General features: G+C 65.7%; 14 protein-coding genes. 4 read left to right on the top strand and 10 right to left on the bottom strand.

Features of this window, described 5'->3' with window-relative positions; all coding sequences use genetic code 11:
* Positions 1–15: 15 nt before the first annotated feature.
* On the top strand, positions 16–1,446 hold the full coding sequence (gene pdxR / locus RAD10_RS09465) for a MocR-like pyridoxine biosynthesis transcription factor PdxR (protein ID WP_461617496.1): 1,431 nt from the start codon (positions 16–18) through the stop codon (positions 1,444–1,446).
* Positions 1,447–1,456: 10 nt separating this feature from the next.
* On the opposite strand, the gene RAD10_RS09460 is transcribed toward pdxR, so the two are convergent.
* The 5 genes from RAD10_RS09460 to RAD10_RS09440 are packed head-to-tail and all read right to left on the bottom strand — an operon-like array spanning position 1,457 to position 6,209.
* Entirely contained in the window at positions 1,457–2,680 is a 1,224-nt protein-coding gene (locus RAD10_RS09460; RefSeq protein ID WP_461617236.1) for a bifunctional alpha/beta hydrolase/OsmC family protein, read from the bottom strand.
* A gap of 27 nt (positions 2,681–2,707) precedes the next feature.
* Positions 2,708–3,367, bottom strand: coding sequence for a sulfite oxidase-like oxidoreductase (locus tag RAD10_RS09455; protein WP_018315599.1), 660 nt, complete (start codon positions 3,365–3,367; stop codon positions 2,708–2,710).
* 3 nt (positions 3,368–3,370) lie between these two features.
* The gene (locus tag RAD10_RS09450; protein ID WP_461617235.1) at positions 3,371–4,693 is read right to left on the bottom strand and encodes an MFS transporter; all 1,323 of its coding nucleotides are present in this window, start codon (positions 4,691–4,693) and stop codon (positions 3,371–3,373) included.
* Between the two features lie 28 nt (positions 4,694–4,721).
* Complete coding sequence (locus RAD10_RS09445; protein WP_461617234.1) at positions 4,722–5,942, bottom strand: cytochrome P450; 1,221 nt, start codon at positions 5,940–5,942, stop codon at positions 4,722–4,724.
* 57 nt (positions 5,943–5,999) lie between these two features.
* On the bottom strand, positions 6,000–6,209 hold the full coding sequence (locus tag RAD10_RS09440; protein ID WP_007607931.1) for a ferredoxin: 210 nt from the start codon (positions 6,207–6,209) through the stop codon (positions 6,000–6,002).
* Between the two features lie 154 nt (positions 6,210–6,363).
* Here RAD10_RS09440 and RAD10_RS09435 point away from each other — a divergent pair, with 154 nt between their 5' ends.
* Positions 6,364–7,011 (top strand): TetR/AcrR family transcriptional regulator, encoded by a 648-nt coding sequence (locus tag RAD10_RS09435; protein ID WP_461617233.1) that lies wholly within the window; start codon positions 6,364–6,366, stop codon positions 7,009–7,011.
* Here RAD10_RS09435 and RAD10_RS09430 read toward each other — a convergent pair.
* From RAD10_RS09430 to RAD10_RS09415, 4 genes are all read right to left on the bottom strand, one after another.
* Positions 7,008–7,658 carry an aspartate/glutamate racemase family protein gene (locus tag RAD10_RS09430; protein ID WP_461617232.1) on the bottom strand — a complete coding sequence of 217 codons (651 nt, stop codon included), beginning with the start codon at positions 7,656–7,658 and terminating at the stop codon, positions 7,008–7,010. The genes RAD10_RS09435 and RAD10_RS09430 overlap by 4 nt on opposite strands.
* An 84-nt stretch (positions 7,659–7,742) precedes the next feature.
* A complete protein-coding gene (locus RAD10_RS09425; protein ID WP_461617231.1) occupies positions 7,743–8,756 on the bottom strand; it encodes an amino acid ABC transporter substrate-binding protein in 1,014 nt (337 codons plus the stop codon).
* A 10-nt stretch (positions 8,757–8,766) separates the two neighbouring features.
* Positions 8,767–10,116 carry an aspartate aminotransferase family protein gene (locus RAD10_RS09420; RefSeq protein WP_461617230.1) on the bottom strand — a complete coding sequence of 450 codons (1,350 nt, stop codon included), beginning with the start codon at positions 10,114–10,116 and terminating at the stop codon, positions 8,767–8,769.
* Positions 10,117–10,119: 3 nt separating this feature from the next.
* The gene (locus RAD10_RS09415) at positions 10,120–10,992 is read right to left on the bottom strand and encodes a MurR/RpiR family transcriptional regulator (RefSeq protein WP_461617229.1); all 873 of its coding nucleotides are present in this window, start codon (positions 10,990–10,992) and stop codon (positions 10,120–10,122) included.
* A gap of 88 nt (positions 10,993–11,080) precedes the next feature.
* Here RAD10_RS09415 and RAD10_RS09410 point away from each other — a divergent pair, with 88 nt between their 5' ends.
* A complete protein-coding gene (locus RAD10_RS09410; RefSeq protein WP_461617228.1) occupies positions 11,081–12,268 on the top strand; it encodes an amino acid ABC transporter permease in 1,188 nt (395 codons plus the stop codon).
* Between the two features lie 2 nt (positions 12,269–12,270).
* On the top strand, positions 12,271–13,377 hold the full coding sequence (locus RAD10_RS09405) for an amino acid ABC transporter permease (RefSeq protein ID WP_461617227.1): 1,107 nt from the start codon (positions 12,271–12,273) through the stop codon (positions 13,375–13,377).
* A 148-nt stretch (positions 13,378–13,525) separates the two neighbouring features.
* On the opposite strand, the gene RAD10_RS09400 is transcribed toward RAD10_RS09405, so the two are convergent.
* Positions 13,526–14,944 carry an amidase gene (locus RAD10_RS09400; protein ID WP_461617226.1) on the bottom strand — a complete coding sequence of 473 codons (1,419 nt, stop codon included), beginning with the start codon at positions 14,942–14,944 and terminating at the stop codon, positions 13,526–13,528.
* Between the last annotated feature and the right edge of the window lie 114 nt (positions 14,945–15,058).

Here is a 15,058-nt window from a genome sequence, read left to right as displayed (position 1 = left end):
CCAGTTTCGGATGATATGATCTCGGCCCTGATCGACCTGAAGCGGACCGGCGACGAAGGGCTGGTGGCTCAACTGACGAGCCAGCTCCGAGGCTTGATCGCGACCGGCCGCCTCGGCAAAGGCCGCACGCTCCCGTCAAGCCGCCGGCTCGCCAGCGATCTCGGCGTTTCCCGCAACACCGTCACCTATGCGTTCGAGCAACTCGCCGCGGAGGGATACCTCGAGGCCTCGCACGGCCGCCGTCCAATCGTCACCGTCGACGGTGGCGAACGACGCGAAGGAGCGGATACCGTTGCGGCGCGCGTGCGCTCCGGCAAGCTGCGGCTTTCACCCTGGGCCTCGCAGCTCAAGCAGACCGACTGGCCGATGTCCTATCAGGTGCCGCTCAGACCGTTGCGACCAGGGCTTGGAGATGCGCGGGAGTTTCCGAACGAGATCTGGGCGCGCTGCCTGCGCCGCAGCGCCGTGCGTGCGGCCAAACGCGAACTCGGACCGGTCAACCGAACGCGCCTGCGCGAGGCGCTCGCGCATTATCTGGCCGCGAGCAGAGGCGTTCGCGCCACGCCAGAGCAGATCATGATCCTGCCGAGCGCGCAGGCCGCGCTGACCTTGATCGCGGCTGTTCTCATCTCCCCCGGTGACGAGGTCTGGGTCGAGGACCCCGGCTATCCCGGCGCAGCCGCAGCCCTCCGCGCCTCCGGCGCGCGCGTGACCGGCATGAGGCTGGACGCGCAGGGCATGCAGCGGATGCCGGGTCTCGCGGCCCCGAAATTGATCTTCATGACACCATCGCACCAGCATCCCACTGGACGGCTGATGTCGCTGGCGCGCCGCACCGAATTTCTTGGTGTGTGCAGGCCCGGCAAGACCTGGATCGTGGAGGACGATTACGACGGCGAATTCCACTATGACAGCCGGCCGGTGCCGGCCTTGCAAGGGCTCGATGCCCATGGCCGCGTGTTCTATGTCGGTACCTTCTCGAAGGTGATGACGTCGGATATCCGGCTCGGCTATCTCGTCGTGCCGCCGGCGCTGGTCAGCACCTTCGAGATCGCACAGCGGCACATCGGGCTGATCGCGTCCAGCCACATCCAGGAAGCGCTGGCCGAGTTCATCGCCGACGGGCATTTCCTCGCGCATCTGCGCCGGATGCGCCGGCTCTATCACGCGCGACGCGATCACCTCGTCGCAGGACTGGAGCGCCATCTGGGCGCGATGCTCGCGGTCGAAGTGCCCGCGGGCGGCATCCAGCTCGTCGCTCGTCTCAAACGCGGTAGCCCCGATCGGGCGGCGGTCAAGCGACTGGCTGCGGCGGGCGTTGAAACGCGGGCACTCTCCAGCCTGGCACTGGACCGGCCGCGGGATCATGGCCTGCTGCTCGGTTTTGCGGCCTGGCGCGAGAATGAGATCAGCGCGGCATTACGGACGATGGCATCATGCTTCTAGCGCAGTCGCGCTAGTCCACGGCCTTCGTCACGATGTGGATCTCCGACGTCAATGTCCGGTGCACCGGGCACTTGTCGGCGATCTCCATCAATTTCCTGCGCTGCTCGGCATCGAGCGCACCGTCGATTACGATGTCGCGCTCGATCTGGTCGAGCATGCCGTCGCGTGTCTCGCACTCCGCGCAGTCTTTGGCGTAGATCTTGGAATGCTTCAATCTGACGGTGACGCGGTCGAGCGGCAGCGATTTGCGGTCGGCATAAAGACGCATGGTCATGGCGGTACAGGCGCCGAGACCAGCGAGCAGGAAATCATAGGGCCCAGGACCGGCATCCTCACCGCCGGCGGCGACGGGTTCGTCCGCCACCAGACGATGTGGTCCGACCGTGACGATCTGGTTGAACTTGCTCTTGCGGGTCTCCTGCACCACGACCTGGCGCGGCGCCTCGGGCAGATCCATCGCCTTCGCGGGTTTCGCGGCGTCGATGTAGCGGCTGGACCAGGCCGCGATCAGATCGGCCGCATAGAGCGCGTCGGCGGGCTTGGCGAGCAGATGATCGGCATGGTCGAGCGAGACGAAACTCTTGGGGTGCCTGGCTGCAACGAAGATCTTGGTCGCATTGTCGATGCCGACGGTGTCGTCGACCGGCGAGTGCATCACCAGCAGCGCCTTGTGCAGCCCCGTGATGTCCTTCATCAACTCGTGCTCAGCGATGTCGTCGAGGAACTCGCGCTTGATCCGGAACGGGCGTCCTGCGAGCGAGACCTCGACCTCGCCGTGCGCGCGGATGGTGTCGAGATGCTCCCTGAAGAGGCCGGTCACGTGCGCCGGATCGGATGGCGCCGCGATGGTCACAACTGCCCTGGCTTCTGGGATATGTCCGGCTGCCGCGAGGATCGCGGCGCCGCCGAGGCTGTGGCCGATCAGGATCGACGGCGCCTTGCGGGCGTTGCGCAGATGGTCGGCTGCGCGGACGAGATCGGCGACGTTGGACGAAAACGTCGAATTGGCGAAATCGCCTTCGCTCGAGCCGAGCCCGGTGAAGTCGAAGCGCAGGACCGCGATGCCCTTGGCTGCCAGCGCGACCGAGATGCGCTTGGCGGCCAGCGTGTCCTTGCCGCAAGTGAAGCAGTGCGCAAACAGCGCGTAGGCCGCGGGCTCGCCGTCCGGCAACTCCAGCGCGGCGGCAAGCTGATGTCCGCCTTCGCCCGTGAATTGAAAGCGCTCCGTCGACATGGGCTTCCCCTCGTTCCTGCTTGAATTCTAATCGTCGGAATAGCGTTGCTCGGCCCAGGGGTCGCCGCGATTATGATAGCCGCGGACTTCCCAGAAGCCCGGCGCGTCCTCGGTCAGGAATTCGATGGCCTGGAGCCATTTCGCGCTCTTCCAGAAATAGAGATGCGGCACGACCAGCCGCACCGGGCCGCCATGCTCCTCCGTCAGCGGCTGGCCGGACCAGCTATGGGCGAGCAGCGCATCCTCGGCGGCAAAGTCTTCCAGCGCGAGGTTGGTGGTGTAGCCGTCATGGGAATGCAGCGTCACGAAGCGTGCATCCTCGCGCGGCTGGCAGGCCGCGAGCAGCTCGCGCGTGGCAAGCCCTTCCCACTCATTGTCGTAGCGCGACCAGGTGGTGACGCAATGGATGTCGGAGGTGAACCGGGCCTGCTTCTGCGCGATGAATTCGGCGAAGGTCCAGAACACGGGGCTCTCGATCGCGCCATAGACGTCGAGCCGCCAGCGCTCGCGTGACACCGGCGGCACGACTCCGAGATCGAGCACAGGCCAGTCCTTGGTGAGGTGCTGGCCGGGCGGCAGCCGTTGGTCCTCCGGCCGCGTGATCTTCCCCGTGAGGAAGCGGCCCTCGCGCGCCCATTTCTCCTTGGTGCGCGTCAGCTTGCTGTCGGATGGCGTCTCGTCAGCCATGGTCTACTCGTGCCGATGCATTGCCGAAGTGTGCTTGGTGTCGCGCATGGTAGCATAGATCACCAGGGACAGGCAGATGATGCCGCTGAGGTAGAAGTAGAACCATTCCTCGTGCCCGATGCTCTTGAAATAGAGCGCGATCGCCGGCGCGGTGCCGCCGAAGACCGACACCGTGATGGCATAGGGCAGGCCGACGCCGAGCGCGCGGACATTGGTCGGGAACAGCTCGGCCTTCACCACCGCGTTGATCGAGGTGTAACCGGCGACGAACAGCCAGGCACAGCAGATCAGGACGAACGCGACGAAGGGCGACTTGGTTTCCTTCAGGGTCATCAACAGCGGCACCGTCGCGAGCGTGCCGGCGACGCCGAAGAAGATCAAGAGCGGCTTGCGGCCAATCTTGTCGGAGATCGCGCCGTAGATCGGCTGGAGGATGGTCGCGAAGACCAAGGTGCCGAAGATCACGAAAGTGGTCTGGTCCTCGGTCAGCCCGACCGAAAGCTTGACGAAGGTCTGCATGTAGGTGGTGAAGGTGTAGAACGCCGCGGTGCCCCCGGCGGTGAGGCCGACCACCAGCAGGAGCTCGCGCGGATAACGCAGCAAATTGGTGATCGAACCGGTCGGCTTCACCACCTTCTTGGCTTCCTCGAACGCCTCCGTCTCGTGCAGGCCGCGCCGCATCACCGCTGCGAAGATCGCGAGCGCCGCGCCGATCGCGAAGGGGATACGCCACCCCCAGTCCTTCAGCTCCTGCGGCGTGAGGAAGACCTTTTGCAGGAGCAGCAGCACGATGATCGCGGTGAGCTGGCCGCCGATCAGGGTGACGTATTGAAAGCTCGAATAGAAGCCGCGGTGCTTGGGATCGGCGACCTCGCTGAGATAGGTCGCGCTGGCGCCGTATTCGCCGCCGAGGCTCAGGCCTTCGATCACGCGGGCGAGCGCCAGGATCACCGGCGCGGCGAATCCGATCGTGGCATAGGTCGGCGTCAGCGCGATGATCAGCGAACCAAAGCACATGAAGACGACAGAGAGCGTGAGCGAGATGCGCCGTCCGAAATGGTCGGCGAGATAGCCGAAGAACCAGCCGCCCAGCGGCCGCATCAGGAACGTCGCCGCAAAGACGACGGCGACGTTCAATTGCTGCACGACGGGGTCGTTGCCGGGGAAGAAGGCGGGAGCGAAATAGAGCGCGAACGCCGTATAGGCGTAGAAATCGTACCACTCGACCAGATTGCCGATGGAGCCGATGAAGATCGCCTTGATCCGCCGCTTGGCGTCGGCGATGTCGATGTGGTCGGAGGCCGCTTGAATTGCTTGTTCAGTCACGTCCGGCCTCTCCGTTGTCTGGAAAGGCCTACATCGCCTTTCCGAGCAAGAATGGCAACTGGCGGGGGCCCCGCACCGTGCCCTGTGACCAGGTCACGGCGCCTGCCGGATCGAGCCGGAAATCTGGAATGCGTTTCAGCCATTCCTCCAGCGCAACCTGCATCTCCATGCGCGCCAGGTTGGAACCGACGCAGCGGTGAATGCCGAGGCCGAAGGCGGCGTGCCGGTTTTCGCGACGGTCGATCACGACTTTGTCAGCGTCGGGAAACATCTTGGGATCGCGATTTGCGGCCGGGAAGGACAGCAGCACCATGTTGCCCGCCTTGACCGGGCAGCCCGAGATCGTGGTCTCCTTGACCACCTCGCGGGCCATCGTCACCGGAGAATAGGCGCGCAGCAGCTCCTCAACGGCGGTCGGGATCAGTCCTGGCTCGGCGATCAGTCGCTCGCGGTCGCCCGGCGTCTTCGCGAGGTGCCAGAGCGAGGAACCGATCGCGCTCCAGGTGGTGTCGATGCCGGCGATCAGGAGCAGGCGCAGCGAGCCCAGGACGTGCGAGTCTTCGAGCGGGTTGCCCTCCTTGTCCTTGGCGTTCATCAGGTAGGAGATGAGATCGTCGGTCGGCTTGTCCTTGCGCGCCTCGATATGCGCGCTGAAATAGGCACTCATCTCCTGCACGGCCTGCAGCAGCTTGCTCTCGTCCTTGATGCCGAGCTCGAGGATCATGTGGATCCAGTTGATGAAGAGATCGCTGTCGCTCTCGGGGATGCCGAGCATGTGGGCGATGGCCCGAACCGGGATATATTTGGCGTAGCGTACGGCGGCGTCGACCTTGCCATCGGCGATGAAGCCGTCGATCAGCTCGTTGCAGATCGCGCGCATCCGCGGTTCCAGCTTCTTCATCGCGTCCGGCGTGAAGGGCGGCAGCAACAGCTGCTTGGCCGGCTTGTGCACGGGCGGATCTGAAGTGATCGGCGGGGCGGCGTTCCTCGCGATCTCGGGACGGACGTCGCGCACGATGATGCGGCGCGAGGAGAAATGCTCGGTGTCGTTGGCGATCTCGCGCACAGCTTCATAGGTCGTCGGCATGTAACAGCCGAGGAACCGCTCGGTGTGCACAACCGGGCTCGCTGCGCGCAGCTCATCCCAGATCGGGAAGGGATCCTCCGTCCATTGCGGATCGGTATGGTCGAAATCATGGACCCAGTCGGTGACGGGCGGATGGGCGGCGGGCGGACTGGCGTCGGACATGGCTGGGAATCCTTTGGCTCGTGTTCGCTGAAAGGACGCGGGGCGGCACAGGCCGCACTACTCCTCGATCACATCGATCGCGATTTCCGGGCAGTTGGATTTGGCGAGCCACGCCTTGTCCTCGAGCCCCGGCGGGACCGTGCCGTCGCCGGCTTCGTGGGCGTTGCCGTATTCGTCCAGCTCGAAAAGTTCCGGCGCGAGTGCCTTGCAGCGCGCGTGGCCCTGGCATTTGTCGGGATCCACGTGAACCCTCAGTCGCTCTGTCATGGCGGCATCCTCGGTCGTATGCGCGGGGCCCGCAGGGCGGCGCGTTCCTCATGTCGATTTTATCCGCGGCATTTGCCGCGGGCTTTAAGTTATATGCTATTACATTCGCGGCAGGCTTTCCCTGTCAAGCGCAAACTTATAGGTTCGCCAAACCATGCGCTCACAATTCGCCCGCAAGCCTGCGAACACCTACCACCATGGCGATCTTCGCGATGCCTTGGTCAAGGCCGCTTTGCGCGAGGCGGAACAGGGCGGCGCCGAGGCCATCAGCATCAAGGCGCTGGCAAAGCAGCTCGGCGTGTCGCAGCCGGCGCCCTACCGCCATTTTGCCGACCGCGAGGCGCTGCTTGCAGCGGTGACGGCGGAGGCGTTCAGGCAGCTCAGCGCGATCTTGCGTGAGGCCATGGCGAGGCCGTCGAAGCAATCAAAGCTGTCGCGGCTGGCGCAGGCGACGCTCGAGTTCGGCCTGCGCCGCAACGGCATCTATCGCCTGATGTTCGCGTCACGTACCGTGTCATGTGCCGCCAAGGGCGGCGAGCTGCACGAGGCCACGCGCGAGACCTTCTCGCTCGTGATCGAAGCCCTGGAAGCGCCTGCCGTCGGCTATTTGCGCGAACGTCAGGCGCTCAAGATCTGGGCGGCGTTGCACGGCGTGGTGATGCTGGCCGAGCAGGGCCTGTTCACCGGCGAGGCCGCGCATACCACCCGCGAGGAGCTGGTCGAGGATTTCGTCAGCGAAACGAAGGCCGCGCTCGCGGCTGCGATCAAGGGCGCGCGGCGTCGGAAAGCGACAGGTGCCTAAGCCTTCGCTTTCAGCAGTGTCATCAGCTTGTCGACGGCGCTGTCAGGCGTGGTCACGACAGCACGGCCGGTGGCTTCCGCCACCAGAGGCGCCGTCGCGGCGATGCTGAACTGCGCCAGCGCGATGACGTCGCAATCGCGCAGGTCCTTAGACGCTTCGACAATCAGCCGGTCGTGCATAGCGCGGTCGCCGCGATCGAGCGCCGTCAGGGCCCCTTCGGCAAGCTTCGGCACGACCTGGACCGAGGCCGGAAACTCCGGCGGCATCGACACAAGGGTCGGCGGAAAGGTGGACAGCAGGCCGATGCGCCTGCCCATCGTCACCGCCCGCGCTATCATCGCTTCGTTGGGCTTGAGCACCGGCATCGGCGCATGCGCGCGTGCGACCGCCTCGATGCAGGGGCCGAAGGCCGAGCAGGTGAACAGGATCCCGTTCGCCCCGGTCGCCGCCGCATAATCGCCGAGTGCGAGGAAGCGCTCGGTCATGGCATCGTTGAGTGCGCCGTCGCGGGCCAGATCCGCCGACAGGCTGTCGTCGAGCAGGTTCATCAGCCGCGCCTCTGGCCAGGCCTTGGCGAACGCCGCTTCGATCGGGGCGATGGAGTGCTTGAGGGCGTGGATCAGGGCGATGCGAGGGGACGTCGTCATCTAAGGTGGCTATCCATGGGTCTCGTGCCCCGGGCGCAGCGCAATGCGCAGTATTGCGCTGCAGAGCCGGGGCACGGCAGTCGTTTACTTGAACGGCACCGCGTACATCAAGCCGCCCTTGCTCCAGAGGCCGTTGAGGCCGCGATCGAGCTTGAGCGGGCTCGCCTCGCCGACATTGCGCTCGTAGATCTCGCCGTAATTTCCGGTGACCTTGATCGCGGTGACCAGCCATTTGTTGTCGAGCCCGAGCCGGGAGCCGAGGTCGCCGGAGGCGCCGAGCAGGCGCTGGATCGCGGGCGTCTGCGACTTCGCCATCTCCTCGACATTGGCCTGCGTCACGCCGAGCTCCTCGGCCTCGATCAGGCCGTAATGCAGCCAGGTGATGATGTCGCTCCAGACCTCGTCGCCGTTGCGGGTGAAGGGCCCAAGGGGCTCCTTGCTGATGGTCTGCGGCAGCACGACGTAATCGGCCGGGTTCGGCGCGGCGGTCGTCACCGCGCCCGCGAGCGCGGAGGCGTCCTGGGTCATGGCATCGCAGCGGCCGCCGAAGAAGGTCTGGTACATGGTGTCGACGCGGTCGAACACCAGCGGCTTCCAGTCGATGCCATTGGCGCGGCCGTAATCGCCGAGCGTCACCTCGTGCGTGGTGCCCTGCGCCACGCAGACGGTGGCGCCTTTGAGGTCCTTGATGTCCTTGACGCCCAGATCCTTCTTCACGACAAAGCCCTGGCCGTCGTAGAAGTTGATCGGACCCTGGCGCAGGCCGAGCGTCACACCGCGCAGATAGGTCTGCGTCGAGTTGCGGTAGAGCACGTCGATCTCGCCCGATTGCAGCGCGGTGAAGCGGTTCTGCGCGGTCAGCGAGACGTAGCGCACCTTGCTGGCATCGCCGAGCACGCCGGCCGCGAGCGCGCGGCAATAATCGACGTCGAGACCTTTGTAATTGCCTTGCGAGTCGGGCGCGGAGAAGCCGGCAAAGCCGGCGCTGACGCCGCACACCAGCGTGCCACGGCTCTTTACCGTATCGAGCGTCGCGGCGGATGCGACAACCGTCGATGCAGCGAACACGCTCGCTGCGATAACCACTTTCCTCATCATGCTACTCCCCTCAGTGATTGACACTACGCAATACGTTATCGACGGCCGTGCCGAGCTTGTCGACGATCAGGTCGATCTCCTCTGCGGAGGCGATATAGGGCGGCGCCAGCAACACGTGGTCGCCGCGCACGCCATCCACGGTGCCGCCGCCGGGATAGCAGCCGAGCCCATTGGCGAAGGCCTCCGCCTTGATCTTCTGATTGAGCTTGAGCGCGGGATCGAACGAGGCGCGGCTGGCGCGATCGGCGACGAGCTCGATCGCCCAGAACAGGCCACGGCCCCTGATATCGCCGACATGGCGGTGATTGCCGAAGCGCTCGGTTAGGCGCTGTTCGAGCTGCTTGCCGCGCTCCTTGACGCGCTCGAGCAGGCCGTCCTCGCGGATCACCTCTTGCACTGCCAGTGCGGCTGCGCAGGCGAGGGGATGTGCCAGATAAGTGTGGCCGTGCTGAAAGGCACCTGAGCCCGCGCGGATGGTGTCGATGATCCTGCCGCTAGCGAGCATCGCCCCAATCGGCTGGTAGCCGCCGCCGAGGCCCTTGGCGATCGCCTGGATGTCGGGCGCGATGCCTTCCTGCTCCCAGGCGTGCGTGGTGCCGGTGCGGCCCATGCCGCACATGACCTCGTCGAGGATGAGCAGTGCACCGTGGCGGTCGCAGATCTCACGCACCGCCCTGAAGTAGCCGTCCGGTGCGGTCACCGCGCCGGCGGTGGCGCCGACGACCGGTTCGGCGAGGAACGCCGCGACCGTGTTGGGACCGAGCCGCTGAAATTCCGCTTCGAGCTCCGCCGCCAGCCGCGCCAAGAACTGCGCATGGGATTCACCCTCGCGTTTCTCGTGATAGGCAAACGCCGGCGTCACATGGCTGAAGGCGGCCGAGAGCAGCGGCGCATAGGGCGCGCGCCGCCAGGCGTTGCCGCCGGCGGCGAGGGCGCCCAAGGTATTGCCGTGGTAGCTCTGCCGCCGCGCGATGAAATGTTGCCGCTGCGACTCGCCGCGCTCGATGAAATATTGCCGCGCGAGCTTGATGCTCGCTTCGATCGCCTCGGATCCGCCGCTGACGAAGTAGGCATAAGCGAGGCCGCCGGGCTCGTGGCCGACCAGCGTGTCGGCGAGGGCCTCGGCCGGCTCGGACGAGAAGAAAGCAGTATGCGCATAGGCCAGCGTGGAGGCCTGCTTTGCCATCGCCGCGATCACGCGTGGATGTTGATGGCCGAGACACGAGACGGCCGCGCCGCCGGAGGCATCGATGATGCGCCGTCCGTCCTCGGCAAAGAGATAGACGCCTTCGCCGCCGATCGCCTTGGGCGGCGTCTCGCGGAGCGAGCGGTGCAGCACGCGGCTGGTGCGAGCGGCCATGGGTCAACCTTTCTCTGAGACGTAGATGGAGGCAGCAGTGAGCCGCGTCTCGGTATTCTCCAGGCGCTTCTTCGCGGCCACGCCGCCGAGCGAGAACGTCACCGCAGCGAGCGACTGCGCGATCGCGATGGCGCCGGTGAGACTCGGGAAGAAGCCGGGAGAGGAGGCCGCCTCGAACAGCAGCAAATGGTCGGCGCCCTCGGCCATCGGCGCAGAGAGGCTGTCCGCGATGGCAATCAGCGTTGCGCCGCTGCGGTGGGCAGCTTGCGCGACGCGGACACTCGCGTGCGTGTACGGCAGGAAGCCGATGACGATGACGGCCTCGCCGGGGCGGAAGGCGCCGAGATCGAGATCGTCGGGGCCGGACACGCCGACGAGCTGCACCTGTTCGGGGCGGAACAGCCGCAGCTCGTAGTTCAGCAACTCAGCGACACTGCGGCAGCTGCGATAGCCTGCGATCCAGATCCGCTTGGCCTCATGCAGGGAGCGTGCGGCCTCCGCAATCGGCTGGGCCGGGATGCGCGGAAGGCCGGCGGCCTCGGCCTCGAGCTTGTCGGTGACGAGCGCGACATCGGCATTCGGGCCGGGCCGGCGGCTTCTGGCGCGGCCAGAGAAGGGCGAGGTCTGCGACGGACGCCGCGCCTCGGTCAGCGCCGCGCGCAATTCGTCCCAGCCCGAATAGCCGATCGCCTTGGCGAGGCGCGTGAACGCGGCGGGATCGGCGCCGGCTTCCGCCGCGAGGTCGCGCATCGAACGGGTGGTGGCGTCGTAATCGTTGGCGGCGACGAAGCGCCCGACTTCCTGCAGCCGCATCGGCAGCGATGGCAATGCAATGCGCAGTTCGCTCAGCGGCGAGGATTTCGCGGGCTCGGCCATGAAACATTTGTTGCACGAAATATAGATTGGTGCAACAGTTGACGTGCGTCGCCGGAAATCGCTGCCTCTCGAGAAGGGTTTTTGTGCCGTGACATCGGACACGCCGAGACCGCCACCGCGCCGCCGCCTGTTCGGGGCATGGGGACGCCGCGAGCTGCAGGGCCTGTTCTGGCAGGTGCTGGTGGTCGGGATCGCGGTCGCGGTCATCGCGTTTCTCTGGTCGAACACCGTCACCAACCTCTCGGCGCGCCGCATTACGACCGGCTTTGCCTTCCTCGGCCGCGAGGCCGGCATGCCCATCGCCGACAGCCTGCTCGCCTATAATCCGAGAGACACCTATCTCTGGGCCTTCGTCGTCGGCGTCGGCAACACCCTGCGCGTCGCCGTGATCGGCATCGTGCTCGCGACCATCCTGGGCACGCTGATCGGCATCTCGCGACTGTCGGCCAACTGGCTGCTGTCACGACTTGCCGCCGTCTATGTCGAAACGCTCCGCGACATCCCGCTGCTGCTTCAGCTCCTGTTCTGGTACGTGTTGATGCAGGCGTTGCCCGCCGCGCGCGCGGCATGGCGGCCGGTCGAGGGCGTGTTCCTGTCCAACCGCGGCCTGATCCTGCCGGCCATTCCGCTTGGCCCGCCCCAGCTTTGGGTGCTCGGCACGGCGGTGTTCGGCCTTGCCGTGGTCTATCTCATCCGGCGATGGCTGATCGTGCAGCAGATGCGCGACGGCAAACCGCGGCCGGTATGGCCCTTTGCGGTGAGCTTCATCCTCGCGTTGCCCGTGCTGGTGTCCGTACTGCTTCGCGTGTCCTGGAAGATCGAGTGGCCGGAGCTGCGCGGCTTCAACTTCGTCGGCGGGCTGACGCTTGCCCCGGAATATTTCGCACTGCTGATCGCACTCGTGACCTACACCTCGGCCTTCATTGCCGAAATCGTGCGCAGCGGCATCCAGTCGGTGCCACGCGGACAGTGGGATGCCGCCAACGCGCTCGGCCTGCGCCGCAGCTTCATGCTGCGACAGATCATCCTGCCGCAGGCGCTGCGCGTCATCGTGCCGCCGATGACGAGCCAGTATCTCAACCTCACCAAGAATTCCTCGCTCGCGGTCGCGATCGGCTACCAGGACGTGGTCTCGATCGCCAACACCACGCTGAACCAGACCGGGCAGGCGATCGAGGCGATCGCGCTGATCATGGCGGTGTTCCTGACCATCAGCCTTTCCATCAGCTTCTTCATGAACTGGTACAATTCGCGCATTGCGCTGGTGGAGCGCTGAGCATGACCGCGATCGCCGACATGCCGGAAGTGCCGCGCGCCGCCCGCCGCCCGCAGACGGGAAATCCGGCGCTGCGCTGGCTGCGCGCCAATCTGTTCTCGTCGATCCCGAACGGCATCCTCACCGTCGTGCTGCTGGGGATCCTCGCCAAAGGCATCTTCAGTTTCGTGCAGTGGGGCATCGCCAATGCCGTGTGGCTGACCCCGGCGAACGATTCCAGCGCCTGCCGCGCGGTGCGTGGCCTCGGCGCCTGCTGGGCGATCATTCCCGAAAAGTACCGCTTCATCCTGTTCGGCACCTATCCGTTCGACGAGCAGTGGCGGCCGGCACTGTCGGTCGTACTGTTCATCGCGCTGTACTTTCTCTCGACCCGCCGCGCCTTCTGGCGGCGCGAACTCATCTATCTCTGGATCAGCACGCTCGCGCTGATCAGCGTGCTGATGTGGGGCGGCGTGCTCGGGCTTTCCTTCGTCTCGCAGGATCGCTGGGGTGGTCTGCCGGTGACGCTGATACTGGCGACGTTTGGATTGGCCTTCGGCTTCCCGCTCGGCATCCTCGTCGCGCTCGGCCGGCGCTCAAAGCTGCCGGCGATCCGCTCGCTCAGCGTGCTCTATGTCGAGCTGATCCGCGGCGTGCCGCTGGTGAGCCTGCTGTTCATGGCGAGCGTGATGTTTCCGCTGTTCATGCCCAGTGGGTTCAACATCGACAAGCTCTTGCGCGCCCAGATCGCGATCATCCTGTTCGCGGGCGCCTATCTGGCCGAGGTCATCCGCGGCGGCCTTCAGGCCGTGCCGCGCGGGCAATACGAGGCTGCCGATGCGCTGGGGCTGTCCTATTGGCGCAAGAACCGGCTGATCGTCCTGCCGCAGGCGATCCGCCACGTCATCCCGCCGCTGGTCAACACCTTCATCGCGTTCTTCAAGGACACCAGCCTGGTGCTGATCATCGGCATCTTCGATCTGCTGACGACGGCAAAGACCGCGATCATCGATCCGGCCTGGCAGCAATTCTCGGTCGAAGTCTACATCTTCGTCGCAGCGATCTATTTCGTCTTCTGCTTCGCGATGTCGCGGTACAGCCGCAGCCTGGAAGCGACGAGCGGGAGGTAGGTGGCTCGTGTCCCGGACAAGGCGCAGCGCGCAAGCGATGCGCCGCAGAGCCGGGACCCAGGGATGCACGGGAAGTCTCGGCGACATGGGCCCCGGCTCAGCAGCGCACCGCCGAAGAGGCGCTGCGCTGCGTCCGGGGCACGTGGGATTACTTCTTCACCTTCGGATCGATCGGCGTCGTGCCGCGCAGGCCCAAAATATCCTCCAGCACCTTTGCGCCCGCGAGCACTTGTGCGTCCGCGCGCGGCGCGCCGACGACCTGCACGCCGACCGGCAGGCCCGACGCCGTGAAGCCGCACGGCAGCGACAGCGAGGGGCAGCAGGCGAGCGTGATGGCGTAGACGATGCCGAGCCACTCGACGTAATTGTCGAACCGCTTGCCGGCGCATTCGGCGACATAGCGGTGCTCGATCGGGAAGGGCGGCACGATCGTGGTCGGCGTCAGCAACAAATCGTAGGTCTTGAAGAACTCGACCGCCCGCGCAGTCATGCCGACGCGCTGGGCCTCGGCGCGTTCGAGCTGCTCGACCGTGAGCTTGAGGCCTTCCTCGATGTTCCAGATCACCTCGGGCTTGAGCAGGTCGCGCTTGGTGCGCAGCAGATTGGCCTTGGTGATCGCGAAATCGAAGGCGCGCAGCACGTGGAAGCATTCATGCGCCTCGCGCCAGTCCGGATGCGCCTCCTCGACGATGGCGCCGGCCTCGGCAAAGCGTTCCGCAGCCTTGCGCGTGATCGCCTTCACCTCGGGGTCGACGGGCGTGATGCCGAGATCGGGCGAATAGGCGATGCGCTTCGGTTTCTTGCCGGCCTGAGCCGCCGACAGGAACGAGGTCGTGGGCGCCGGCAGCGAAAGCGGATCGTCCGCGTAGTCGCCGCTCATCGCATCCAGCAGCAGCGCGAGATCCTCGACGTTACGCGCCATCGGGCCGACCACGCCGAGATTGCGATCGATGCCGGATTTGGGGGTATGCGCGACGCGGCCGATGCTCGGGCGCATGCCGACGACGCCGCAGAAAGCCGCGGGGCTGCGCAAGCTGCCGCCCATGTCGGAGCCCTGCGCCAGCCAGGCCATACCGGTGGCCAACGCCACGGCCGCGCCGCCGGAAGAGCCCGCCGCGGATTTTGAAGTATCCCAGGGATTGAGGGTCGCGCCGAACACCTCGTTGAAGGTGTTGGCGCCGGCGCCGAATTCAGGCGTGTTGGATTTGGCGTAGACCACTGCGCCGTTGGCTTCGAGGTTCTCGACCATGAGGTCGGACTTGGCGGGGATGTTGTCCTTGAAGATTGGCGAGCCCTGCGTGTTCAACACGCCTGCAACGTCGGTCAGATCCTTGATCGGCACTGGCAGGCCCGCGAGCAGCCCCCGCGCACCGGCCGGCTTCCGCATCAGCGCCTTGGCGCTGTCCCGCGCGCGCTGCAAACACAGGATCGGCAGCGCGTTCACCTTGCCGTCGACCTCGCTGATGCGCTTCTCCACGACATCCAGCAGCTCGAGCGGCGAGACATCGCCGGACCGCAGCTTGTCGACGACGGCGCAGGCAGTTTCACGGATCAGGTCTTGAGACAATTACTTTACTCCTGTGCTTATTGTGTTCGTCATTGCGACGAGCGACGCGACGATGCAATCCAGAGTCCGTCCGCGGCAACAGTCTGGATTGCTTCGCTTCGCTCGCAATGATGC

Source organism: Bradyrhizobium sp. 23AC, from assembly GCF_054863025.1.
This window is presented reverse-complemented; position numbering and strand designations above follow the sequence as displayed.

Bases quoted from the DNA above. Each gene is read 5' to 3' on its own strand.
- pdxR (WP_461617496.1), top strand. From the start codon at position 16: ATGATCTCGGCCCTGATCGACCTGAAGCGGACCGGCGACGAAGGGCTG.
- RAD10_RS09460 (WP_461617236.1), bottom strand. From the start codon at position 2,680: ATGTCGACGGAGCGCTTTCAATTCACGGGCGAAGGCGGACATCAGCTT.
- RAD10_RS09455 (WP_018315599.1), bottom strand. From the start codon at position 3,367: ATGGCTGACGAGACGCCATCCGACAGCAAGCTGACGCGCACCAAGGAG.
- RAD10_RS09445 (WP_461617234.1), bottom strand. From the start codon at position 5,942: ATGTCCGACGCCAGTCCGCCCGCCGCCCATCCGCCCGTCACCGACTGG.
- RAD10_RS09440 (WP_007607931.1), bottom strand. From the start codon at position 6,209: ATGACAGAGCGACTGAGGGTTCACGTGGATCCCGACAAATGCCAGGGC.
- RAD10_RS09435 (WP_461617233.1), top strand. From the start codon at position 6,364: ATGCGCTCACAATTCGCCCGCAAGCCTGCGAACACCTACCACCATGGC.
- RAD10_RS09430 (WP_461617232.1), bottom strand. From the start codon at position 7,658: ATGACGACGTCCCCTCGCATCGCCCTGATCCACGCCCTCAAGCACTCC.
- RAD10_RS09425 (WP_461617231.1), bottom strand. From the start codon at position 8,756: ATGATGAGGAAAGTGGTTATCGCAGCGAGCGTGTTCGCTGCATCGACG.
- RAD10_RS09420 (WP_461617230.1), bottom strand. From the start codon at position 10,116: ATGGCCGCTCGCACCAGCCGCGTGCTGCACCGCTCGCTCCGCGAGACG.
- RAD10_RS09415 (WP_461617229.1), bottom strand. From the start codon at position 10,992: ATGGCCGAGCCCGCGAAATCCTCGCCGCTGAGCGAACTGCGCATTGCA.
- RAD10_RS09405 (WP_461617227.1), top strand. From the start codon at position 12,271: ATGACCGCGATCGCCGACATGCCGGAAGTGCCGCGCGCCGCCCGCCGC.